The 24,004-nt window shown below is 25.7% G+C and carries 21 protein-coding genes and 1 riboswitch; of the genes, 20 read left to right on the top strand and 1 reads right to left on the bottom strand.

Annotation, left to right across the window (positions count from 1 at the left end; all coding sequences use genetic code 11):
• The first annotated feature begins 1 nt into the window (after position 1).
• From J2Z53_RS01655 to J2Z53_RS01570, 18 genes are all read left to right on the top strand, one after another.
• Positions 2 to 700, top strand: coding sequence for a PilN domain-containing protein (locus tag J2Z53_RS01655; protein ID WP_209795486.1), 699 nt, complete (start codon positions 2 to 4; stop codon positions 698 to 700).
• Positions 687 to 1,397: a hypothetical protein gene (locus J2Z53_RS01650; protein WP_209795485.1), complete on the top strand. Its 711-nt coding sequence runs from the start codon at positions 687 to 689 to the stop codon at positions 1,395 to 1,397. Before J2Z53_RS01655 ends, J2Z53_RS01650 begins: the two co-directional genes overlap by 14 nt.
• Positions 1,351 to 1,932, top strand: coding sequence for a type IV pilus modification PilV family protein (locus tag J2Z53_RS01645; protein WP_209795484.1), 582 nt, complete (start codon positions 1,351 to 1,353; stop codon positions 1,930 to 1,932). The genes J2Z53_RS01650 and J2Z53_RS01645 overlap by 47 nt, the downstream gene beginning before the upstream one ends.
• Positions 1,933 to 1,950: 18 nt before the next feature.
• Positions 1,951 to 3,207 (top strand): type II secretion system protein, encoded by a 1,257-nt coding sequence (locus J2Z53_RS01640; protein WP_209795483.1) that lies wholly within the window; start codon positions 1,951 to 1,953, stop codon positions 3,205 to 3,207.
• Positions 3,208 to 3,236: 29 nt separating this feature from the next.
• The gene (locus J2Z53_RS01635) at positions 3,237 to 4,409 is read left to right on the top strand and encodes a hypothetical protein (protein ID WP_209795482.1); all 1,173 of its coding nucleotides are present in this window, start codon (positions 3,237 to 3,239) and stop codon (positions 4,407 to 4,409) included.
• 130 nt (positions 4,410 to 4,539) lie between these two features.
• Positions 4,540 to 5,385, top strand: a complete 846-nt coding sequence (locus J2Z53_RS01630) for a DegV family protein (RefSeq protein ID WP_209795481.1) — start codon at positions 4,540 to 4,542, stop codon at positions 5,383 to 5,385.
• 273 nt (positions 5,386 to 5,658) lie between these two features.
• Entirely contained in the window at positions 5,659 to 6,456 is a 798-nt protein-coding gene (locus J2Z53_RS01625; protein ID WP_209795480.1) for a putative ABC transporter permease, read from the top strand.
• Between the two features lie 136 nt (positions 6,457 to 6,592).
• Positions 6,593 to 7,375 carry a putative ABC transporter permease gene (locus J2Z53_RS01620; RefSeq protein WP_209795479.1) on the top strand — a complete coding sequence of 261 codons (783 nt, stop codon included), beginning with the start codon at positions 6,593 to 6,595 and terminating at the stop codon, positions 7,373 to 7,375.
• A gap of 77 nt (positions 7,376 to 7,452) precedes the next feature.
• The gene (gene trmB / locus J2Z53_RS01615; RefSeq protein WP_209795816.1) at positions 7,453 to 8,106 is read left to right on the top strand and encodes a tRNA (guanosine(46)-N7)-methyltransferase TrmB; all 654 of its coding nucleotides are present in this window, start codon (positions 7,453 to 7,455) and stop codon (positions 8,104 to 8,106) included.
• A gap of 190 nt (positions 8,107 to 8,296) precedes the next feature.
• On the top strand, positions 8,297 to 10,015 hold the full coding sequence (locus J2Z53_RS01610) for a sensor domain-containing diguanylate cyclase/phosphohydrolase (protein WP_234925760.1): 1,719 nt from the start codon (positions 8,297 to 8,299) through the stop codon (positions 10,013 to 10,015).
• 96 nt (positions 10,016 to 10,111) lie between these two features.
• A riboswitch (Lysine riboswitch) is annotated at positions 10,112 to 10,284 on the top strand.
• 107 nt (positions 10,285 to 10,391) lie between these two features.
• The gene (locus J2Z53_RS01605; protein WP_209795477.1) at positions 10,392 to 11,876 is read left to right on the top strand and encodes an amino acid permease; all 1,485 of its coding nucleotides are present in this window, start codon (positions 10,392 to 10,394) and stop codon (positions 11,874 to 11,876) included.
• 146 nt (positions 11,877 to 12,022) lie between these two features.
• The gene (gene deoD, locus J2Z53_RS01600; protein ID WP_209795476.1) at positions 12,023 to 12,739 is read left to right on the top strand and encodes a purine-nucleoside phosphorylase; all 717 of its coding nucleotides are present in this window, start codon (positions 12,023 to 12,025) and stop codon (positions 12,737 to 12,739) included.
• A gap of 123 nt (positions 12,740 to 12,862) precedes the next feature.
• The gene (locus J2Z53_RS01595; protein WP_209795475.1) at positions 12,863 to 13,342 is read left to right on the top strand and encodes a thioredoxin family protein; all 480 of its coding nucleotides are present in this window, start codon (positions 12,863 to 12,865) and stop codon (positions 13,340 to 13,342) included.
• Positions 13,343 to 13,421: 79 nt separating this feature from the next.
• Entirely contained in the window at positions 13,422 to 13,790 is a 369-nt protein-coding gene (locus J2Z53_RS01590) for an RNA-binding protein (protein WP_209795474.1), read from the top strand.
• Positions 13,791 to 14,042: 252 nt separating this feature from the next.
• On the top strand, positions 14,043 to 15,158 hold the full coding sequence (locus J2Z53_RS01585; RefSeq protein WP_209795473.1) for a BMP family lipoprotein: 1,116 nt from the start codon (positions 14,043 to 14,045) through the stop codon (positions 15,156 to 15,158).
• Positions 15,159 to 15,220: 62 nt separating this feature from the next.
• Complete coding sequence (locus J2Z53_RS01580) at positions 15,221 to 16,750, top strand: ABC transporter ATP-binding protein (RefSeq protein WP_209795472.1); 1,530 nt, start codon at positions 15,221 to 15,223, stop codon at positions 16,748 to 16,750.
• On the top strand, positions 16,740 to 17,831 hold the full coding sequence (locus J2Z53_RS01575) for an ABC transporter permease (RefSeq protein ID WP_209795471.1): 1,092 nt from the start codon (positions 16,740 to 16,742) through the stop codon (positions 17,829 to 17,831). The genes J2Z53_RS01580 and J2Z53_RS01575 overlap by 11 nt, the downstream gene beginning before the upstream one ends.
• A gap of 1 nt (position 17,832) precedes the next feature.
• Positions 17,833 to 18,783 (top strand): ABC transporter permease, encoded by a 951-nt coding sequence (locus J2Z53_RS01570; protein ID WP_209795470.1) that lies wholly within the window; start codon positions 17,833 to 17,835, stop codon positions 18,781 to 18,783.
• Between the two features lie 173 nt (positions 18,784 to 18,956).
• Here J2Z53_RS01570 and J2Z53_RS01565 read toward each other — a convergent pair whose 3' ends face one another.
• On the bottom strand, positions 18,957 to 19,295 hold the full coding sequence (locus tag J2Z53_RS01565; RefSeq protein ID WP_234925743.1) for a DUF898 domain-containing protein: 339 nt from the start codon (positions 19,293 to 19,295) through the stop codon (positions 18,957 to 18,959).
• Positions 19,296 to 20,673: 1,378 nt separating this feature from the next.
• Here J2Z53_RS01565 and J2Z53_RS01560 point away from each other — a divergent pair.
• The gene (locus tag J2Z53_RS01560; protein WP_209795469.1) at positions 20,674 to 22,620 is read left to right on the top strand and encodes a GTP-binding protein; all 1,947 of its coding nucleotides are present in this window, start codon (positions 20,674 to 20,676) and stop codon (positions 22,618 to 22,620) included.
• Positions 22,621 to 22,728: 108 nt separating this feature from the next.
• Positions 22,729 to 23,958 carry a peptidase T gene (gene pepT, locus J2Z53_RS01555; RefSeq protein ID WP_209795468.1) on the top strand — a complete coding sequence of 410 codons (1,230 nt, stop codon included), beginning with the start codon at positions 22,729 to 22,731 and terminating at the stop codon, positions 23,956 to 23,958.
• Positions 23,959 to 24,004 lie beyond the last annotated feature (46 nt).

Here is a 24,004-nt window from a genome sequence, read left to right as displayed (position 1 = left end):
TATGAAGAAATATTTAAATCTTAATCCAAGTAGCATTGAAAAAAATAAAAAGAAAGATATAGGAAAGTTATTAATAGTAGTTTACATAATCTTAACTATTTTACTTTTAATAAATGCATTAGTACTATATTTAAATAATAGAAGCTTAAAACAAGATAGTAATACTTTAAAATCAGAAATTCAAAATTATACAACTCAAAATGGTAATTATAATAAAATATCTGATGATATTAAAGAAAAGAAGAACTTTATAGATGAAGTAAATAGTTTAAATAAGAATGTACAAGCATGGAAGTGGCTAGAAAAGTTAGGAGATTATGTACCAAAGGACTTAACATTAAGTTCTATAAAATTTGATGATAAAGGTATAAAAATGATTGGTATTGCTAACACCGATAAAGATATTGCGGTATTTTTGGCAAATCTTCAAATGAGTAAATTATATAAAAATGCAAGTGTTGTATCAATTGAAAAAGTAGATGATAGTATCAATATGCAACCATCTAGAAATGATTTAATTACTAGTAATGAAAAAGATAAAAATAAAGGTAATAATAATGATACTAATGCTAATACAGAAAATAATGCCTTGATTAATGTAGAAAATTATTTAAAAACATTAACAAAGGATAATGATTCAAATAAAAAATTTAGATTTACTATTTCAGTAGAAGGGGTAAAAAATAATGAAGAGAAATAAAAAAAATAATAGGTTTATATCCTATTTAAAAGGATTAAAGAAAAAAGAAAAATTACTTTTATTCATTAGCATATTAATTTTTACCTTTATAATTATACAAGAAGGAATAGTTAGACCATTAACCAAAGAAGAAGATAATTTACAAAATGAAATAGCAACTTTAAAAAGTAAAAAAATAGATGCTATAACTCTTAATGCACAAAAAGATAATTTAGAGCAAAAACTTCAAGATATAACTTTTGAATATAACGAAATAGTGAAAGCATTTCCAAAAACTGAGGGACAAGCATCTATAATAAATGATTTAATAACTATATCAAAAAAAAATAACCTAAATATTATAGGAGCAAAATTTAAAAGTGGAACTACTATTTTAGGACAAAAAAATAATGAAAATAATAATCAAGATGAAAATAACAATAAGACAGATAAAAAAAATAGTATATTAGTTCATAGCGGAACGGTAACTGTTCGTGGTGATTTTATTAGTTTAGTTCAATTTATTAAAAAAATTGAAAATATGAAAAGAGAAATAACAGTTACAAATGTAGAACTAAAGAAGGCAATTGATGGAAACAATAATAGCAGTGTACTTGAAGGGGTAATAACATTTAATTATTACAACCTAAATTACAAGGAGAATGAGAAGTATGATTTTAATAAAGGAAAATTTGGAAAACAAGATTACTTCAAATAAAAAAGGGTTTAGCCTTGTAGAGTGTGTAGCAGCAATTGCAATATTTATTGTTTTATTTATAGGAGTTAGTGGGCTTGTTATGTCGCTTATGAAAAGTCAGGAGTCAACAAATGAAAATTTAAAAGGAATAACTATGGCACAGGGAATAAGGGACACATTATATAAAGAAAATAATTCATTTTTTGATAAATATTTAAAAGATAGAAAAGTTAAGTTTGAAATAACTGATTTGTACTCTATAGAAAAAATGCTTACAGGAGAAATTCAAAATGGAAGAGTAAAAAAACTTAATGATAATAGTTATATTTCTAATAGTAACGAAGATGAACCTGTAAAGTATATTGTATATTTGAACACAAAAGAAATAAACAAAAATTTATATTCAATAGTTGTTACTATAGTTTCTCTAAAAAAATCTCAATATTATTACTATATAAATGGAAATAAAGAGGGTGTAGGTGCTAATTTAAATATAAATGAAGAAAAAAATGAAAGTTATAGCTTTAGTGAAGAAATGATTATAAGGCCAATTTAGGAGAAAAGAGTGTACTGTATGAAAAAGAGAGGATTTACTTTAATTGAGTTAATTGCTGTTATGGCTATCATGTCAATTCTTACATTATTTATTGGGAGAATATATGTAAGTTACACTAAAAGAAGTGAAGAAGTAAAAATAAAGACTGATATAGAAAACAGCTATAGAAATACATATGATATTTTAAAAAATTCAATTGAAAAAGGAGATAAGGTTTCTATACTAAATAAAAGCTTTACAATCAATAAAAATAATATTTCAAATAATTTAGTTGAAGATAAAGTTTGGCTTTTTATTAAAAATAATAATTCAAATAACAATATTTTAATTGCTACATTTAAAAATATAAGTACTAATGAAAAAAGTCTATATGCTATAAATGTAAATGAAGATTATGAAAATAATAGTGAAAGCCAGATTAAAATAAATAATATTTTATCTTTAAATGAAATATCAAAAAACATAGAAGAATTTTCATTAGGTGAGTTTAATAACAGTTTTTATTTTAAAATAGTATATTTAAAAGATAAAATAAGTATGCCTTATGAATTTTCAATAAATAAAGTTAAAGATAGAATAATAAATGTTACAGATAAAAATGCTGAAAATAATGGAGATACAGATAATCAGGTTTCTTCATTAAAAAGTTTTTATGAAAGCTTAAGTACATTAACAGTATTAAATAATAGTAAAATAAGAGTAAGGGGAAGTCTTTTTCTTAGTAATAGCTCATATTTTCTTAATGGAGTAGAAAGTTCAGATACAATATCTGATGCAAGACAATTATACAATGTAATAAGAAACAATGAAGAATTTTGGGGAACTGTTTCAATAAACAATGTTGAAAATAAAAATGATGGAAAATTAAATCCACAAATTCTAGATCTTATATTTAATAAAGAAAGTAATAAAAATTATAAATTAAATAGAGGACTAGAGGATGAAATTAAAGATTTAAGTTTAAAAGAATCTGGTTCGTATAAATTATTAAAAGATAATAAGTATCCTATTGGTGTAGTAATAAAAACTGGAGATAATAAATATGTAGTTTTAATAAATGGTAGTTTAACTATAGAAGATGAACTAGATAATTATAATAGTTTATTAATTTATGCAAGTAATAATTTAAAATTAGAAGGAAATGGGAAAATATTAAATAATAGTAGTTTAGTTGCTGGAAACAATTTATATATACAAACATCAATTATGATGAATGGAGAATTTACCGCTGATGATAAAACTAAAGAGTATATATCAGCATTTTTAAGAAAATAACAATTTACAGTGAAAAATAGGTGAAGTAAATGAAAAAGAAAAAAGGTTCTGCTCTTATTGTAGTTTTATTAATATTAACAGCATTAACTATATTAGGAGCTGCAATTTATTCTTATGTTGTAAGTACTAGTAAAGTTAATAACAATGAAAAAGAAAAGGAAATTAGAGAAACGGCAGCTATTTCAGCACTTAATGTTGGGGAGTATTATTTAATTGATGATAAAAACTATAAGTATATATATAAAAATGAAGTTAGTTCTGTTCCAGAAGATTATATAAAAAGTAAATTATCAAGCAATAATTTTAATGGATCAGAATATGTTTCAAAAAACAATAGTTTAGAATCTTTTAATTATAAAATAGATTTAAAAAATAATGGTAATAATAGTTATACTATAACAGCTATTGCAAAAAAAGGTGAGGCTGAAAGTAGAAGAAATAGCACAGTAATATTAAATTTTAATAATGGACCAACAATAGATGAAAAAATAGATTTATTTTTAAAAGCAAATAGTGGATTTACTATTTTAAATGATGATGATTTTGAAGTTGAATGGTCAGTAGTTCAGATTAACGATTCATCATTTAATTTTAAAAATATTTATTCTTATGGGAATGATGATGAGCAGTTATCTAAATATTTAAAAGATGATAATAGTTTTTCACTTTTAAGTTTTGCAACAAATATCATAAATAAAAATGATGGTAATGATAGAAGTTTAGGTTTAGACTTAAATTTTGGAAAGAAGGACTTAAGTATTTCAAGATCAGTATTTAAAAGTTTTATTAATAATGATCTTAGGTACAACAATAGTGTAGTATTATTTGATGGACCTGATGGTGAATTTTATGATTCAAATTTAAATAAAATAAATGATGAAATATTAAAAAAATATTCTGCAGCATTAATAAGATTAAATAGAGATAATTATGTTTTCTTATGTAATGGAGACTTAAATATAACAGAGGATTTACCAAATGATGTTAACTTATTTATATATTCAACAGATTCTGTTACTATAAACGGGAATTTTTGGGGGACTGTCGGTAATGTTTTTAGAACTTATAAAAATAATATAAGCATTATTGCAGGAAATGAGATAAATATTAAAAAATGTTATATTAAGATAGATGGAAATGAATTTAATATTGATAAAAATGAAAATGAAATTAAAAATTGCTTAAAAAAATTTACAAAATAGATTTAATTTACTAATTAAATCTATTTTTTTGTCGTATTTTAAGACGAATTAGGTGTAATTCGCCAAAAAATTATTGCTAAACTGTAAATTTTATGATAATATTTTAAACAAAAGAAGGGGAGGAATGTTTTTGAAAAAAATTGCATTAATAACTGATAGTAGTTGTGATTTAAAATTAGAAATAATAAAAGAATATAATATAGAACTGTTACCACTTAGAATTATATATAAGGATAAAGAATTTCTAGATAAAATTACATTAACTCCAAAAGAAATGTATGCTAAGCTAGAAGAAGAAATTCCTACTACATCTCTTCCAGATTTAAAATATACTGAAGAAATAATAAAAAAAATTAAAAAAGAAGGATTTACTGATGCAATAGTAATTACTGTTTCAAGTAAATTATCTGGAACATATAATAGTTTAAGATTAATATGTGAAGATCATGATGAATTAAATTTTCATTTTTTTGATACAAAAACATTAGGATATCCACAAGGAGTAATTGTTTTAGAAACTGCTAAAATGATAAAAGAAGACAAGCCTCTTGAAGAAATATTAGATAAGTTAGAAGATATTAGAAAAAGAACACATGGTTATATAACATTTAAGACTTTAGAATATTTAAAAAAAGGTGGGAGAATAGGAAAAGTTGCAGGAACTATTGGAGATATGTTACATTTAAAACCAATAGTATCATCTAATGATGAAGGAGTATTGTATAATTATGCAAAGGCTAGAGGAAGAAAAAAAGCTTTGTTAAAGATGAAAAATATATTAAATGAATATTTAAATAAATGTAAATGTAAAGTTTGGATACTTTCAGGAGATTGTGATGATGAGGCAAGAGAGTTTTTTGAGTTAGTTAAAAATCACCCTAATATAATTGAAATATCATTACAGGAAATTGGTGCAGCTATGGGAATTCATACAGGACCTGGAGCACTTGGATTAGCACTGTTAGAAGAAATATAAATAAGATTAATTATTAAATAGTTATTTTAATTTTGTTTATTATATAAGGGGTTAGCTTACTCTAAGTGAATATATTATTGTAAATTTGTATAAAATATTATTAGAAGGAGTATGTAACTACTCCTTTTTTAATTGGGTTAAATGGTTAAATTTGAAATTAAAGACTAAAAAGTGTATCATTAAATTAATTATAGTTACATATTGAAAGATTAAAAGAAAATTAACAAAATTTATAATAATACGAGAAAAACAAGGAGGACTTTAAAAATAGGTATGGAATATTGGATTTTATATTTTACTATCTATAGTATATTAGGATGGATAAGTGAATGTATATATTGTGCTGCTATAGATAAAGTATGGGTAAATAGGGGATTTTTAAATGGACCTGTATGTCCAGTTTATGGATTTGGAGCAATGTTAGTTATAGGGTTATTAGATTCATTTAAAAATAATGTAGTATTATTATTTGTAATGGCAGTAATTATAACTACTTTTATAGAATATTTAACAGCGGTAATTTTAGAAAGGGCTTTTAATTTGAAATGGTGGGACTATTCAAATTATAAATTAAATTATAAAGGTCGTATATGTGTATTAAATTCATTAATATTTGGAGTTTTATCATTATTTTTAATTGAAGTATTAAATCCATTTATTATATCAAAAGTTAGTCTTATAAAATCACAATATGTTCTAATATTAGTTATAATAATTATTATTATTTTTATTGTAGATATTATTGAAACGGTAACATCTTTAGTTGATATGAATGAAATGCTCAAAAAAATTACACAAACTAGTTTAGAATTGAAAAGTATAGGTATTTCAATGGAAAAGTTCAATGATATTGAATTTAATAAAGTCTTTAATACAATCAAAAAAAAGGGAGATATTAAAGGAATAAAGGAAAAAATAGAGGATACTTATAATTATTTTAAGAGAATACAAATAAAATCTAGTATTCAAAATAGACTTATGAAAGCATTTCCAGATATGAAGTCTAAATTATATGGAGAGCAATTTAAAAAATTCAAAGATAGTATATCAGATTACTGGAACAAAAATTAACTATATAAATTAATAAATTTATATAGTTAATTTTTAGAATTTATTAAAATATAATAAAAAAAATAAATTTACAGTTAATTAAACACATGATCACCTCTATAGGTATATAATATATACAAATGGAGGTGTTTTTATTTTGAGACAATTAATTGTATATTTTACTATATATAGTTTCTTAGGGTGGCTCAGTGAAACAATTTATTGTTACATAATAGATAAAAAATTTACATATAGAGGATTTTTATATGGTCCAGTTTGCCCAATATATGGTTTTGGTGGAGTTTTAGTAACTATATTATTAAGGGGAATGGGCTCCAATCCAATTAAAGTGTTTTTTGAAGGAATGATTTTGGCAAGTGTATTAGAATACATAACATCATACATACTTGAGAAGCTATTTCATATGAAGTGGTGGGATTACTCAAAGCATAAGTTTAATATAAATGGAAGAGTTTGTCTTTTGAATTCTGTATTATTTGGAATATTATCACTTGTTATAGTTGAAGTAATAGAACCAATGCTTAGAGGAATAGTAAGATCAATACCTGATAAAACAATATATCCACTCTCAGCAGTAATAACTACCATTTTTATAGTAGATCTTATTTTTACAGTTGCTCATTTAATTCATTTAAAAGAACATTTATTAAAAATTAAAAATATTAAGAATGATCTAAGAAAATTAGGTGTAGAATTAGAAGAGTTTACAGAAAGTGAATTAGAAAAATTAAGATTAGAAATTGAAAAAGAAAATAATAATGAAAATAAAGATAAGGTAAGAAATTTAATAGAAAAATTAAATTTACTTAAGAAAGAATCAAAAAGAAATAGAAGAATTCTAAATGCTTTTCCAAATGCAAAACACATGGAAGAACATAAACATTTAAATTATCTTAAAAATCTTATAAATAATAAGTAATATTAAATTTTATTGTTAATGACATTTAAAGTATGTATAATAATAATGAAACTTATGAAGATGGAGTGAACAAAAATATGAGAATGAGAAGGAAGCCTTGGGCTAGACCTGAACTAGAAGCATGTGATTTTTTTATAGTTAATCCAAAGGAATTAAAGGGAAAGTGGAATGAATCATATGTAAATAATAGTCCTATTTATTTAGAATTAGGATGTGGAAAAGGCACATTTATGGCGGTACATGCATCACAAAATAAAGATATTAATTATATTGCTATAGATATTAAAGATGAAGTTTTAGTTCTTGCAAAAAGAAATATAGAAAAGGCTTTTAAGGAAAAAAATGAAGTAATAGATAATGTTAAACTTATGGCTCAAGAAATTGCTTTAATCGATGAAATTCTTGGAGAAGATGATAAAATAGAGAGGATTTATATTAATTTTTGCAATCCATGGCCTAAGGAAAGACATAAAAAAAGAAGACTTACGCATCCAAGACAATTGACTAATTATAAAAAGTTTTTAGTTAATAATGGAGAAATTTGGTTTAAGACAGATGATGATGAGCTGTTTGAAGAATCATTAGAGTACTTTAAAGAGTGTGGATTTACTATAAAATTTATAACATATGATTTGCATAAAAGTAAATTTGAAGGAAATGTCACTACAGAACATGAAGAAATGTTTACAGCTAAGGGGATTAAAACTAAGTTTTTAATAGCCACAAAATAAATTATAAAAGGTCTCTCTTATTAAAATAAGGGAGGCTATTTTAATTTTTATAATTTTTTATGTAAAAAATGTTAAAAAAGTAAATCATTAATTAAATATACAGTATTATAGTAAAAACATTAAAGTATTATAGTATATTAATAAATAAACGAAAGAAAAGGAAACAAATGGAGGTAACTTTGTGGATTTTATGAAAATTCTTTTAGAAAATATACCTTTTGCTATATGGGAAACTGACAATAATGGGAATTTGGTAATAGTTAACAAAAAATTTTGTAATATCTTTAATGTTGATGAGGAAGAAGTAATAAATAATTCTTTAAATGATATTTTGGAAAAACAAAAAATACAAATTGATTTACACAAAAATTTAACTGAAGAAATAATATTTTATCATACTATAAAAAATAAACCTTTCGAGATTCATATTGTTCCTATTAAACAAAATAATGGTATAGCCACAATTGGAATAATTATTGATAAAACCAAAATATTAGAATTAAATAAAAAAATTTTAAATGAAAAAAACATGTTAGAGTTAATTATTGATTCTATACCTGAAGCTATATTTTATAAAGATAAGAATGATAAATTTTTAGGATGCAATAAAGCCTTTGAAAAGATTTTAGATGTAGATAGAAATAATATTATTGGAAAAGGTCCAGAAGTATTACCATATACAGAAGTAAAAAAGGATAGTATTCGGGAAAATGATAAAAATTTAATGAAATTTGGAAGAGTTGAAACAGTAGAAACTGAGTATATAAATAAGATAGGAGCAAAAAAGGTATTAGAAGACATGAAAGCTCCAATAAGAGATAAAGATAATAAAATAATAGGATTAGTTGGAGTTTCTAGAGAGATAACTCAAAGAAAAAATTTTGAGGATGAACTTAAGCATTTAAGTTATATAGATAAGTTAACAGGTCTTTATAATAGAGCATTTTTTGATAAGAAGGTCAATGAATTAAAGAAAGAAGGATGTAATTGTCTTAGTTTAATTATGGGAGATTTGAATGGACTTAAAATAATAAATGATTCATTAGGTCATTTTGAGGGTGATAGATTTTTAGTAGGAATATCTAATATAGTTAAAGAGGTTATTAAGGAAAAAGGTTTTGCTATAAGATGGGGTGGAGATGAAATTATTATATTATTACCAAATGTAGATAAAAAAGATTCTATAAAAATGACAAATTTAATTTATAGAAAATGCAGAGAAGCAAATTATAAACCGGTTCCACTTAGTATTTCACTTGGGGTTGCAACTACATGTAAAAGTAATAAAACAATTGATGATTTAATATTAATAGCTGAAAAGAAATTATACAAAAGAAAATTATTAAGTAATTCAAAAATTAGGGAAGCTATACTATCTTCAATAAAAAAGAACTTAGACGATAAAGAAGTTGGAACAAAAAACCATAATAAAAGAATTATTAAATTAGCAAAAAAATTAGGTGAAAAATTAAATTTATCACAAAAACAGATGGAAGACCTAATTTTAGTTATAATGTTTCATGATGTTGGAAAAATTGGAATCCCAGATAAATTGCTTTCTAAACAAGAACATTTAACAAAAGAAGAAATAGAATTAATTAATGAACACACAGAAAAGGGATATAGAATAGCTTTATCAGATCCAACTATATCTCATATTGCAAATAGCATATTATCTCATCATGAAAGATGGGATGGAAAGGGATATCCATTAGGAATTAAAAAAGAAAATATACCACTTGAAGCTAGAATAGTTTATTTATTAGATTCTTATGATTATATGTATAACAATGAAGATAATAGCAAAATAAGAAGTAAAAAAGAATGTATAGAAGAGCTAAAAAGACAGTCTGGTAAAAAATTTGATCCTTTCTTAACTAAAGAGTTAATTAAAATATTAGAAGAATAAAATGTAAATAAAATAAAAATAAATAAACAAGACTATTGAATATTTATTTATTTTAGAAGATAATAATAAAGAAAACAGACATAATAAGAATGAAATAATTGAGGTAGAGGAGCAAATTTAAATAGTACTATTAATGAGGTAAGCACTATGATTTAATAGGAAAGGTAAATTTGCCGAAGTATATAACTGATGCTTTAAGGTTATATTGCTGGTCTTATATATAATATATATAAGATTGTCACAAATATTTGTGGAGAGCTATCATTCATAGGACTAATTAGTTTAATTGTATCGCATATAATAAAATGACTTGTTACCCTGAGTGATAATTTCCTCAGGGTTTTGTTTTTATATGTTTAAACTAAGGAGGAAAAAAATGAGTGATACAGAAAGTGGAAGTAATGAATTAAAGAGAGGACTTAAAGCAAGACATTTAAATATGATTGCATTAGGTGGATCTATAGGAACTGGTATATTTCTTGCAATGGGAGACAGTATTCATCAAGCAGGAATTGGAGGTTCAATAGTAGCTTACGGCGTAATTGGAATAATGGTTTATTTTCTAATAACAAGTTTAGGTGAAATGGCTACATATATGCCAGTATCAGGTTCTTTTGGAGTTTATGCAACTAAGTTTGTTGATCCAGCATTAGGATTTGCTCTTGGATGGAATTATTGGTATAACTGGGCTATAACTATTGCAACAGAAATGGTTGCAGGATCTTTAGTAATGAAATACTGGTTTCCTAATGTGCCAGGAATTATTTGGAGTAGTATATTTTTAGTACTTATAGTTGGATTAAATCTTTTATCTGCAAAATCTTATGGTGAATCAGAATTTTGGTTTGCAAGTATTAAAGTTATTACAGTATTAGTATTTATAGTAGTAGGAGTTCTTATGATTTTAGGAATCATGGGAGGAAATGCTGTTGGATTAAAAAACTTACATGCTAATGGGGGACCATTTGTAGGAGGTATAAAATCAATATTTTCAATATTCTTAATTGCAGGTTTTTCATTCCAAGGAACAGAACTTATTGGAATCGCAGCTGGAGAATCTGAAAATCCAGAAAAAACAATACCAAAGGCTGTACATACAGTTTTCTGGAGAATATTATTATTTTATATTGGAACAATAATTGTTATTGGATTAATAATACCTTCAACACAAGCAGGTGTTAATACAAGTCCATTTACAATGGTATTTGAAAAGGCAGGTGTTGCAGGTGCTGCATCACTTATGAATGCAGTAATTTTAACATCAGTGTTATCAGCTGGTAATTCAGGAATGTACGCTTCAAGTAGGATGTTATATGCAATGGCAAAAGATAAAATGGCACCAAAGATTTTTGCAAAATTAAATAAAAGAGGTGTTCCTGTTAATGCAATAATCTTAACAACAGTTGTTGCATCAGCTTGTTTTTTAACAGGAGTTTATGCAGAAGATACAGTTTATGTGTGGCTTGTTGCAGCATCAGGTCTTGCAGGTTTTATAGCTTGGCTTGGAATTGCTTTTTGTCACTATAGATTTAGAAAAGCTTATATACATCAAGGAAGAGATATAAAGGATTTACCATATAAGGCAAAAATGTTTCCAATAGGACCAATAATAGCATTAGTACTTTGTGCAGTAGTTATTATTGGACAAGGATTTTCTTATATTAAGCCTGAAGGAATAGAATGGATGGGGATAATTTCATCATATATAGGAATACCATTATTCTTCATTTTATGGATTTCTTATAAAATAAAAAATAAAACAAAGATTGTAAAATTAGATGATGTTGAATTAGATACATGTATGAAAAATAAAGAAGCATGTGAAGAAGATATTGAAGAATTAGTTCTTGAAGAAAACTAAATTATAAAATAAAAGTTCTCATAACTTATGAGAACTTTTATTTTAAATATTTATACAAATAAGGATAGTTTTAAATTTTAGAAAAGGTTTTCTGTAATAAAAATATATGATATAATTATGACAGAACAGTAAAGGAGGAATTATTTATGACACAAAAAGTACCAACACCACATAATAATGCAAAACTAGGAGATATAGCAGAAACTGTACTTTTACCAGGAGATCCATTAAGAGCTAAATATATAGCAGAAACTTTTTTAGAAAATCCTGTTCAATATAATACAGTAAGAGGTATGTATGGATATACAGGAACTTATAAAGGAAAAAGAATATCAGTTCAAGGAAGTGGTATGGGAATACCATCAATAGGAATTTATTCATATGAGTTAATACATTTTTATGGAGTTAAAAATCTTATAAGAATTGGTTCAGCAGGAGCAATACAAGAAGATTTAAAACTTCATGATGTTGTAATAGGAATGGGAGCTTGTACAGATTCAAATTTTGCAAGTCAATATGGTTTACCAGGAACTTTTGCACCAATTGCAAATTACAATTTAGTAGAAAAAGCTGTTAGTGCAGCAAGAGATTTAAATGTAAATGTAAGAGTTGGAAATATTTTATCAAGCGATATATTCTATCATGAAGATGGATTAGATACATTAAAGAAGTGGCAAAAGATGGGTGTACTAGCTGTTGAAATGGAATCAGCAGGACTTTATATGAATGCAGCTAGAGCAGGTGTTAATGCATTATGTATATTAACTATATCAGATTGTCCATTCACTGGAGAATTAACAACTTCAGAAGAAAGACAATTAGCATTTACTAACATGATGAAAATTGCATTAGAATTAGCATAAAAGTCTTTTTATAAAAGCTTGTATCAAAATTGATACAAGCTTTTTTGCATAATAAAACATTTAATTATAGCAATATAAATAAATTATTTGTATTATTCTAATTAAATTATAAGGAGGGTATATATGAAATTAGATAATGGATTAGATTATAATGAATTTTTAAAAAGTGCTACTTCAGAGGAACTTAATATGATTAAGTCTCAAGAGAGGGTTTCAAATTTATGTAATAATAAATTAGATTATATAAAAAATTTAAATTCAAAGTCAGAGATAATAGTTTTTTCAGAAACAAGATGTAAAGATGCAGCAACAGTTATCCCGATACTTTTAAAGTTAAAAAAGTTTAATAAAAATATAAATGTTAGATTTTTTAATATGGAAAAGTATAAAAATATGTTAGAAGAAAAATTTGGAGAAAGTAGAATTCCAACAATATTAAAAATAGATGATAAAGGAAATATTTTAGGAGAGTATATAGAATTTCCAAAGTGTATAAAAGAAAGATTAAAAATTGAAAAAAGAGAAGAGGTTGTTAATGAATTTAGACAGGGTAAATATTCTAAACAGATTCAAGATGAACTTATAGATATAATATTAAAGTAATTACATTTTAAAATTGTATCAAAATATAAAAAATTAAAATATATTATAATGAGAATTAATATATAAAGGACTAAATATAATGAATGGTATTAATCCATTACTAAACATGTTATTAGGTGGAATGGGACAACAAAATTTTATGGGGAATAATCCATTTATGGGAAATCCATTAATTAATATGCTAATGGGTGGAATGTTTCCCATGGGAAATAGAATGTTTCAACAGATGAATGGAATGAATAATATGCAAGGTTCTAATCAATTATTAAATATGTTGATGAGTAATATGAATAATATGGGATCTGTGAATACAAATATGAACAATAATTTTGGAAACAATAATTGTATTGATTCAAATGATATTAATAGGTTTATGGAAATTATTATGCAAAATATGAATAATAATAGTTACAATAATTCAAAAACTAATAAAAGGCATAGAAGATAGGATACTTGTATAAGCCACTTTAGATTTTATTCTAAAGTGGCTAAATTTATATCTTTATAAGATTTTAAAGTAAATTTATAAAAATATTATGAGAGTATAAATTAAAGTATTAAAGTTAACTAATATTAATTAAAAGTTCATTAAAATTTAATAAAAGTTACAAAAAATATTGAATTACATAATTTCCTATTGTATAATTGTGGTGTAAATTGCATTATTTTAGATAATGAGAGGATTTTGGGAGGGGAAAAAATGAAAAGAAAGTTTATAGCGTTAGCTCTTACATTAGTTATGGCTACTGGATTAGTTGCATGTGGAGGTAGCGGAGAAAAGAGTGGAGATGGAACAACATCTGCATCAAAATCAGATTTAAAGGTTGGAATGATAACAGATTCAGGTACAATTGATGATAAATCATTTAATCAAGGTACATGGGAAGGAATTGAACAAGCTGAAAAGGAACTTGGAATTGCAAAACCTAAATATTTACAACCTAAAGGTGAAAAAGAAGCTGATTACTTAAAAGAAATAAGTAATCAATATGAAGCTGGAAATAAATTTATAGTTACACCAGGATTTAAATTTGAAACAGCTATATATAAGGCACAAGAAAAATATAAAGATGCAAAGTTTGTAATATTAGATGGAAACCCACATAGTGGAGATCGTAAACCAGTAGTTGCAGATAATACTGTATCAATATTTTTTGCAGAACATGAATCAGGATTTTTAGCAGGAGTTGCATCAGCAGTTGAAATGCAAAAAGGTAATTTTGGATTTATTGGTGGAATGAAAATACCAGCAGTTCAAAAATTTAACTGGGGATTCCAACAAGGAGTTAAATATGCTAACGAAAAGTTAGGAACTAAGATAACTATAAAGAAAGAAAATGTTATATATGAAGGATCATTTAACAACACAGCAGGTGGACAACAAATAGCAGCTTCAATGTACGATAGAGGTGTAGATGTAATATTTACAGCAGCAGGTGGTACAGGAGTTGGAGCTATAACAGAAGCTAAATCTAGAGCTAAAAAAGGTAAGAAGGCTTGGGTAGTTGGTGTTGATGTTGACCAATATTCAGAAGGTATATATAAAGATAAAGATGGAAATGAAAAATCTGTTATCTTAACTTCAGCTACAAAAAATATTAAAAAATCTACTTTTGACATGATTAAAGATGAAACTGAAGGAAAATTCCAAGGTGGAAAAACTTTAATATATGATGCTAAAAACGATGGTGTTGGATTACCAGAAAAAAATCCTAATTTAAGTGAAAAAGCTACTAAAGCAGCTGATGATGCTTTTGCAAAAATGAAAGCAGGAGAAATTAAGGTTTCAGATAAACAAGGAAAGTTACTTGAATAATTTAATACATTAGGGGCGATATACGCCCCTTTTTTATACATCACTTATGGGGGAGGATTTAAATGGAATATGCAGTAGAAATGCTTAATATTCGAAAGGAATTTCCAGGCATTGTTGCAAATGACAATGTTACTCTTCGATTGAAAAAAGGTGAGGTTCATGCACTGTTAGGAGAAAATGGTGCTGGTAAATCAACTTTAATGGGGATGCTTTTCGGAATGTACCAGCCAGATAGAGGAACAATAAAGATAAATGGGAAAGAAGTAAAAATTACGAATCCAAATGTTGCAAATGAATTAGGTATAGGAATGGTTCATCAACATTTTAAATTAGTAGAAAATTTTACTGTTACAGAAAATATAATTTTAGGTTGTGAGCCTAGAAAGGGATTAGTAGTAGATATAAAAAATGCTGCTAAAAAAGTAGAAGAATTATCAAAAAAATATGGGCTAAATGTTGAGCCTTATGCAAAGATAGAAGATATTTCAGTTGGTATGCAACAAAGAGTTGAAATACTTAAAATGCTTTATAAAAATGCAGATATTTTAATATTAGATGAACCAACAGCTGTTTTAACACCTCAAGAAATAATTGATTTAATGAAAATAATTAAGAATCTTGTTAAGATTGGAAAATCAATCATAATTATAACTCATAAACTTAAAGAAATTAAGGAAGTTGCAGATGAGTGCACAGTAATTAGAAGAGGTAAATATATTGGTACTGTTAATGTAAAAGAAACATCAGAAGAAGAAATGGCAAAAATGATGGTTGGAAGGGAAGTAAATTTTAAGGTAAAAAAGGAAGAAAAAATTCCAGGAGAAACAGTATTAGAAATTAAAAATTTATTTGTAAAAAATAATAAAAAAGTTTTAGGACTAAAGGATTTTACACTAGATGTAAAGTCTGGAGAAATACTTGGAGTTGCTGGAGTTGAGGGTAATGGTCAAAGTGAGCTTGTTGAAGCTATAACTGGACTTAGAAAGGCAGAAAGTGGAAGCATAATTTATAAAGGCGAAGATATAACTAATGAAAAAATTAAAACTAGAATAAATAAAGGTATAGCACATATACCAGAAGATAGGCATAAGAGAGGTCTAGTATTAGATTATTCTTTAGAAGAAAATATGATAATAGAAGTTTATGATAAGGAACCTTTTTCAAAAAGGGGAATATTAAATAAAGAATCAATTAGAAATTATGCCAAAAATATAATAGAGGAATTTGATGTAAGATCAGGAGAAGGGCCAATTTCAAAATCAAGAACATTATCAGGCGGAAATCAACAAAAAGCTATTATTGGACGTGAAGTTGAATTAAATCCAGAACTTTTAATAGCAGTACAACCAACTAGAGGTCTTGATGTGGGTTCTATTGAATATATTCACAAAAGACTTGTTGAGCAAAGGGATAAAGGAAAGGCTGTACTCCTTGTATCTTTAGAACTTGATGAAGTATTAAATGTTTCAGATAGAATTGCAATTGTAAATGGTGGAGAACTTATCGGAATTGTAAAAGCTAATGAAACAAATGAAAATGAAATAGGATTAATGATGGCTGGAGTAAAAGGGGGAGCAAAAAATGAAAATTAATAAGGGGTTAATATCCATATTAGCTGTTATCTTAGGATTGTTTACAGGGTCATTATTAATGATTGCTATGGGACATAGTCCTATAGAAGGATTCATTTATTTGTTTCAAGGTGGATTAAAAAGTATTGAAAGAATAGGAAATACCATTGCAACAGCAACTCCTTTAATTTTAACAGGGCTTTCAGTTACATTTGCTTTTAGAACAGGATTATTTAATATTGGTGCAGCTGGTCAAATGTTATTTGGAGCTTTTTGTGCAACAGGAGTTGGATTAACAGTTAATGCTCCAAGACCAATTCTTTTAATATTAATGATAGCTGCTGGAATAGCAGGAGGAGCCTTAGTTGCAATAATTCCTGGAATACTTAAAGCAAAATTTAATGTTCATGAAGTTGTATCTACAATAATGATGAATTGGACAGCATATTGGTTTGTTTATTATATGATACCAACTTATTTTAAAGGAGAATATGATACAGAGTCTAAACCTCTTAGTGCATTTGCAACTTTAAATATGGAATGGCTTACAGAATTATTTAAGGGATCATATATAAATCTTGGAATAATTTTAGCTATTATAGCAATAATTATTGTTGGGTTTATTTTAAATAAGACAACCTTAGGGTATGAGCTTAAGGCTGTAGGATTAAATAGGGATGCGGCTGAGTATGCAGGAATATCTGTAAATAAAAATATTGTAATTTCAATGATGATATCAGGAGCACTTGCAGGACTTGCGGGAGTAGTTGAGTATGCTGGTAATGCTAATATAATGCAAATTGGAGTTTTACCGCCTCAAGGATTTGATGGAATAGCAGTATCACTTCTTGGAGCAAATACACCAATTGGAGTTTTATTTGCAGCACTTTTCTTTGGTTTACTTTATACAGGAAGTGGATTTATGAGTGCTATGACAGATATTCCACCAGAAATAGCAGATACAATTATGGCTACAATAATTTATTTTGCAGCAACAAGTATTGTAATTGAGAGAATTATGAATAAAATAAAACTTAAGAAAAAACAGAAAAAACTCATGATGCCAGTTAATGGTGAAGAAATAGAAAGGGAGGGAAGATAATATGTTAGATACATTACAGCAAATATTTCCTTATGTTATTTCATTTACAATACCATTATTAATTACGGCATTAGGAGCTCTTTATAGTGAGAGAAGTGGAGTTACAAATATTGGTCTTGATGGACTTATGATAGTAGGTTCTTTTGTTGGTGCATTTACTATTGTTCAACTTCAAGATAAATTAGGAGGAAATCTTCCATTATGGATAGGACTATTGGTAGCTGTTGTTGCAGGTATTATATTTTCACTTTTACATGCTTTTGCAAGTATTAACCTAAATGCTGATCAGATAATAAGTGGTACTGCAATAAACATGATAGCAGGTGCACTTACTATATTTTTAGCTAGAAATATAACTGGAAGTGGAAATATAAGAATAATGCAAGGATTTATACCAAAAGATATACCAGTTTTAAGCAATATACCTATAATAGGAGAATTTTTCTTTAAAAATACTTATGCTTCAACTTGGCTTGCATTAGTGATTTTTGGTGTTTTAACATTTGTTCTTTATAAAACTCCTTTTGGAATGAGATTAAGAGCCTGTGGAGAACATCCACAAGCAGCAGATGCAGCGGGGATAAATGTTTATAAGATGAGATATATTGGAGTTATGATATCAGGTGGACTTTCAGCACTTGGAGGAGCCATAATGATAGTAACTTATTCAGGAGAATTTAATGGTAATGTTGGAGGTCTTGGTTTCTTAGCTCTTGCAGCTTTAATATTTGGACAATGGAAACCAATTGGAATATTAGGAGCAACATTGTTTTTTGGATTTGCAAGTACAATAGCTAATGTATCACAGGTTATACCAGAACTTTCATATTTTCCACCAGTAATATTAAAAATATTCCCATATGTAATGACTTTAATTGCATTAATTATTTTTTCAAAAAGTTCAAGAGCACCAAAAGCTGTTGGAGAACCTTTTGATAAAGGAAAGAGATAAATAAATTTTAGGGAGAAATTATTTATATTTAATTTCTCCCATTTAATTATAAGTATGTATGAAAAATTTTAAAAAACTATAGAAAATTTTTATTAGCCATAAAACTAAAAATCAAAAAGATTAAAAAAATAGAATGGTTAGTTTTGATATAGATTTTGATGCAATTATAAATATTAATCTTCAAAAATTGTATTCGCAACAGTCCATTGTTCAAATCTAAGCTTAACAACTATACCATAAAAACCCATTGTTATAATCATTAAAAACCACCATAAAATCCAATGATTTATTAATTCCTTAGGTTTACCTATAAATTTTAATCTTTTACCACAAATCACTGTATGCTTACATCTTGCTTTGTTTTTTATACAAAGAATCCAAGGATAGGCTAATCCTAATGTAATTATTCCAAGAAATATCATTTTCAAATGCAATATTATATAATCTTTTAATTTTTTATCAAAAAATGAATTATATTTTTCTTTATTAATTATAATTGATGATTGAAACATAATTTTAAAATCCTTTCTATGTATTATTAATTATTTTATCTTTTTATCTAAAAAATCTCATCTTAAATTAATTAACTTTTTCGATTTTATCTATTTTCTTACAAATATATAGTTTACCATTTAAATACATTTTAGGAACATCTTTAAATATATCACTAAAAATTAATAAGTGTTTTCTAATAATTTATAAAACATTGGTATATTGATTAAATAATCAGTATCCTTATCTGAAAAATTTGATAGCTCGTACATTTATTTGTAATTATTTAGCTTTTATTATATTTATTTTAGTTATTATTTAATCTCTCATTGACTTTGTCCAAAATTTAAGCCATCTTTTTGTGATATATATTTTTTATTAAAATAAGATTTAGAAAAAACTAAAACTATATGAAAATTTGGATTATAAGTATTGAAATTAGATTCTAAGTCTCCTATTTTTAAATTTAATTTTATATAATAATAGTTCTTTTTTGTTATTATTATTCATCATTAATTGTAATTCTTTTGTTCTGACAAAAGGATATAAAAAATAAATAAAAAAGCCCTATTGGAACTAAAAGAATTTTATTCTTTTTTAATTATTTTATTTTTTGAATTCAATACTTAAAATTATAAAATAGTAATGCAAAAAAATCAAATTTTTTAGCTTGCCCCAAGTGTTTTCAAAGATTTTATTTTTTTTATTGCTCGATAGAAATATTATTAATATAGCCAAAAATTAAGTTAAAGAACTTAAAAATAAAGGTGCTGATGTAATTGGTTCTATTGCTCATGTTTGAACAGATAAAAAGTTAGATAACAACATAAGATATCGCAGAGAATATTAAAAAACTTATGTAATAGTAGATGGTCATAGCCATATAAAATTTGAAAATGGATTTTATGTGAAATAATATAGTAGTGAGCAATTGGAAATATAAGGAGAATATTGGAGGATTTCAAATGGTGGTGGAATTATGGTAAGTATAAATAGATGAACTATTACAAAAGGAGATGTTATAGATGCATTACCTTTTGTAATTTTTAAAATAACTAAAAAACTTAAATGTTCTGAAATTAAGATGTTATTGAACATAGAATTAAAAATTATTCAATATGCTGGTTAATTTACCTATATATCGGGAATTAAGTCTAAATTTGATTCAGACAAGAAGGCTTTAAATAGATTTAATAGTATAAAAATTAAGTGTTTTAAATTATAATGTTGAAAGCAGAATAATTATGAAAAAAATGTAAGAAACAAAACTAGAAAAAACAAGCAGACCAAATTAAGCAAGAAGTTAATTAAAGGTATATTTAATAAAATTTAAATTAATATTGTTTACTTTTTATTTTGTTATAATTATAAGTATTAAAAGTTTTAAGGAGTAGTAATATGAAAAAGACAATAGGAATATTTGCTCATGTAGATGGAGGAAAAACAACATTTTCAGAGCAATTACTTTATCACACAAAAAGTATTAGAACTAGAGGTAGAGTTGATCATAAGGATGCTTATTTAGATAGTAATAAAATAGAAAGGGATAGAGGAATAACAGTATTTTCAGATATAGGTATATTTAAATATAAAGATTCTGAATATTATTTAATTGATACTCCAGGACATGTAGATTTTTCTTCAGAAATGGAGAGGGCAATAAGTATATTAGACTATGCAATATTAATAGTAAGTTCTACATGTGGAATTCAAGGACATACAGAAACTATATGGAATTTATTAAGAAAAAATAATATACCAACTTTTATATTTATAAATAAAATTGATGTGATAGGTTCAGATTTTAATAGGACTTTTGAAGATTTAAAAAATAATTTAAGTAAGGATATAATTTATTTAGATAAAATTAATAATGAATTAAATGAAGAAAACATAGAATTTATAGCAGAAAGAGATGATGACTTATTAAATATTTATTTAGATAAAGGATATAATAGTGAATTATGGATTAGAAGTCTAAAAAAACTTATAAAAGAAAATAAAATATTTCCTTGTTTTAAGGGATCTGCATTATTAGATGATGGAATAGAAGAATTTTTAGAAAATTTTGATTTATTAACATTTACAGAATTTAATGATAATAAAGATTTTAAAGGTAGAGTGTTTAAAATAAAATATGATGAAAAAGGAAATAGGATTACATTTATAAAATGTTTAGCTGGAAGTTTAAAAGTAAAAGATATACTTAAGTTTAATGTAAATAATAAAGAGATAATTGAAAAAGTAAATGGAATAAGAGTATATAATGGGGAGAAATTTAAAGCTTTAGATAAAGTTTCTTCAGGAGATGTATTTGGAGTTATTGGAATTGAAAGTTTAAAGGCAGGAATGGGAATTGGAGTTGAAGACAATTTTTCTTATGAGATGACGCCTACATTAAAGGTAAAAGTTATTTATGATGAGAAAATTAATCCTAAAGATGTTTTAAATATTTTTAAAATATTAGAAAGTGAAGATGAAAGTCTAAATGTTTCTTGGAATGAAACTTTAAAAGAAATCCATATAAGTATAATGGGAAAAATTCAACTTGAAGTATTAAAAGAAATTATAAATGATAGATTTAATTTAGAAGTAGAATTTGGTGTGCCAGAAATTTTATATAAAGAAACAATTGAAGGTGAAATTTTATGCGGAGGTCATTTTGAGCCATTAGGACATTATGCAGAAGTTTATTTGAAATTAGAAGAAAATAAGAGAAATACTGGAATAGAGTTTATTAATAAATGTAGTAAAGATGACTTAACTTCTGGGAATCAAAACCTTATAAAAACACATATTTTTGAGAAAGAGCATAATGGAATACTTACAGGAAGTCCCGTTACAGATTTAAAAATAACACTAATTACAGGGAGATCACATAATAAGCATACTAGTGGTGGAGATTTTAGGGAAGCAACAAAGAGGGCATTAAGACAAGGATTAGAACAAGGAAAAAGTAGATTGCTTGAACCTTATTATAAATTTAAGATAAGTGTTAAAGGAGATTTAATAGGAAGAGTTTTATCAGATATACAAAAAATGAGTGGAAGCTTTTATGATCCAATAAATAATGGGGATAATGTTATAATAAATGGAAGAGGACCAGTATCAGAATTTATAAATTATGGTATAGAGTTTGTTAGCTTTACAAAGGGTAAGGGATCATTAAGTTTTAATTTTGACGGCTATGATTTTTGTCATAATGAAGAAGAAGTAATTGAAAGAAAAAAATATAATAAGGATTCAGATATTGAATATACAAGTACTTCTATTTTTTGTTCAAAAGGACAATCTTATTTAGTAAAAGGTGAAGATGTTATGGATTATTTACATTGTTTGAAGTAATAAAAATTTTACATGTGATTTGTTATATAAAGTCATAATAAGGACTACCTTATAATTATAATTGTTGTATAATATAAATATAAGTTTATTTTGAAGGGAGTTTATGATATGAAAAAAGTTGAAGACAGATTTTTAGAGTATGTAAAAGTTGATACAAAGTCAGATGAGACTACAAGAGTTACTCCAAGTACAGAAGGTCAATTAAAATTAGGAAAAATTTTAGAAAGTGAACTTAAAGAAGTTGGATTAAAGGATGTTCATGTAGATAAATTTGGATATGTTTATGCTACACTTCCAAGTAATTCAGAAAATAAAAATATTCCTACAATAGGATTTATATCACATATGGATACAGCACCTGATATAAGTGGTAAAGATGTAAAACCACAAATTGTAAAAAATTATGATGGAAGTGTAATTGTTTTAAATAAAGAATTAGATGTAAAATTAGATCCAAAAGAATTACCTGAACTTAAGGATTATATAGGTAAAACACTTATAACTACAGATGGAACTACACTTTTAGGTGCAGATGATAAAGCTGGTGTTTCAGAAATAATAACAGCTATGGAATATTTAATAAATCATCCTGAAATCAAACATGGAGAAATAAAAGTTGGATTTACTCCTGATGAAGAAATTGGAGAAGGTGCAGACCACTTTAATGTAGAAGGATTTGGAGCAAAATATGCTTATACTGTTGATGGTGGAGCACTTGGAGAATTAGAATATGAAAACTTTAATGCAGCAGGAGCTAAAGTTACAATAATAGGAAAGAATGTTCACCCAGGTAGTGCAAAAGGCAAGATGATTAATTCAATATTAGTAGCTCATGAATTTTTAGAGTTACTTCCATTAGATGAAGTTCCAGAAAAAACAGAAAACTACGAAGGTTTCTCATTCCTTTTAGATATAAATGGAGAAGTTGAAAAAACAGAAATGTCATTTATAATAAGAGATTTCTTTGAAGATGAGTTTAATAGAAGAAAAGAAGAATTTGTAAAAGCAGCAGAAACATTAAACAAAAAATATGGAAAAGAAATTGTTAAAGTAGAAATTAAAGATCAATACAGAAATATGAAAGAAAAGATTGATCCTGTAATGTTTGTAGTTGACATTGCTAAAAAAGCAATGGAAATGGCAGATGTAACTCCAAAGATTCAACCAATAAGAGGTGGTACTGATGGAGCTAGATTATCATTTATGGGATTACCAACACCAAATATGTTTACAGGTGGAGAAAACTTCCATGGAAGATATGAATATATAGCAATAGAATCAATGGAAAAGGCTGTAGAAACTATAATAAATATTGTAAAATTATATAGTGAAAGATAATAAATAAAAAAATACTCTGGGAGTTTTCCTAGAGTATTTTTATATA

It is taken from the genome of Clostridium moniliforme, from assembly GCF_017873235.1.
Taxonomy (GTDB): Bacteria; Bacillota; Clostridia; order Clostridiales; family Clostridiaceae; genus Clostridium; species Clostridium moniliforme.
Note: the sequence above shows the minus strand (reverse complement) of the source record. Positions and strands in the feature narration are given on the sequence as shown.

What these genes read in the sequence shown, in the direction of transcription:
- pepT (WP_209795468.1), top strand. Translation starts at nt 22,729, where the DNA reads ATGAAAAAAGTTGAAGACAGATTTTTAGAGTATGTAAAAGTTGATACA.
- J2Z53_RS01565 (WP_234925743.1), bottom strand. Translation starts at nt 19,295, where the DNA reads ATGTTTCAATCATCAATTATAATTAATAAAGAAAAATATAATTCATTT.
- J2Z53_RS01570 (WP_209795470.1), top strand. Translation starts at nt 17,833, where the DNA reads ATGTTAGATACATTACAGCAAATATTTCCTTATGTTATTTCATTTACA.
- trmB (WP_209795816.1), top strand. Translation starts at nt 7,453, where the DNA reads ATGAGAATGAGAAGGAAGCCTTGGGCTAGACCTGAACTAGAAGCATGT.
- J2Z53_RS01605 (WP_209795477.1), top strand. Translation starts at nt 10,392, where the DNA reads ATGAGTGATACAGAAAGTGGAAGTAATGAATTAAAGAGAGGACTTAAA.
- J2Z53_RS01655 (WP_209795486.1), top strand. Translation starts at nt 2, where the DNA reads ATGAAGAAATATTTAAATCTTAATCCAAGTAGCATTGAAAAAAATAAA.
- J2Z53_RS01610 (WP_234925760.1), top strand. Translation starts at nt 8,297, where the DNA reads ATGAAAATTCTTTTAGAAAATATACCTTTTGCTATATGGGAAACTGAC.
- J2Z53_RS01575 (WP_209795471.1), top strand. Translation starts at nt 16,740, where the DNA reads ATGAAAATTAATAAGGGGTTAATATCCATATTAGCTGTTATCTTAGGA.
- J2Z53_RS01650 (WP_209795485.1), top strand. Translation starts at nt 687, where the DNA reads ATGAAGAGAAATAAAAAAAATAATAGGTTTATATCCTATTTAAAAGGA.
- J2Z53_RS01640 (WP_209795483.1), top strand. Translation starts at nt 1,951, where the DNA reads ATGAAAAAGAGAGGATTTACTTTAATTGAGTTAATTGCTGTTATGGCT.
- J2Z53_RS01585 (WP_209795473.1), top strand. Translation starts at nt 14,043, where the DNA reads ATGAAAAGAAAGTTTATAGCGTTAGCTCTTACATTAGTTATGGCTACT.
- deoD (WP_209795476.1), top strand. Translation starts at nt 12,023, where the DNA reads ATGACACAAAAAGTACCAACACCACATAATAATGCAAAACTAGGAGAT.
- J2Z53_RS01595 (WP_209795475.1), top strand. Translation starts at nt 12,863, where the DNA reads ATGAAATTAGATAATGGATTAGATTATAATGAATTTTTAAAAAGTGCT.
- J2Z53_RS01580 (WP_209795472.1), top strand. Translation starts at nt 15,221, where the DNA reads ATGGAATATGCAGTAGAAATGCTTAATATTCGAAAGGAATTTCCAGGC.
- J2Z53_RS01560 (WP_209795469.1), top strand. Translation starts at nt 20,674, where the DNA reads ATGAAAAAGACAATAGGAATATTTGCTCATGTAGATGGAGGAAAAACA.
- J2Z53_RS01625 (WP_209795480.1), top strand. Translation starts at nt 5,659, where the DNA reads ATGGAATATTGGATTTTATATTTTACTATCTATAGTATATTAGGATGG.
- J2Z53_RS01635 (WP_209795482.1), top strand. Translation starts at nt 3,237, where the DNA reads ATGAAAAAGAAAAAAGGTTCTGCTCTTATTGTAGTTTTATTAATATTA.
- J2Z53_RS01645 (WP_209795484.1), top strand. Translation starts at nt 1,351, where the DNA reads ATGATTTTAATAAAGGAAAATTTGGAAAACAAGATTACTTCAAATAAA.
- J2Z53_RS01590 (WP_209795474.1), top strand. Translation starts at nt 13,422, where the DNA reads ATGAATGGTATTAATCCATTACTAAACATGTTATTAGGTGGAATGGGA.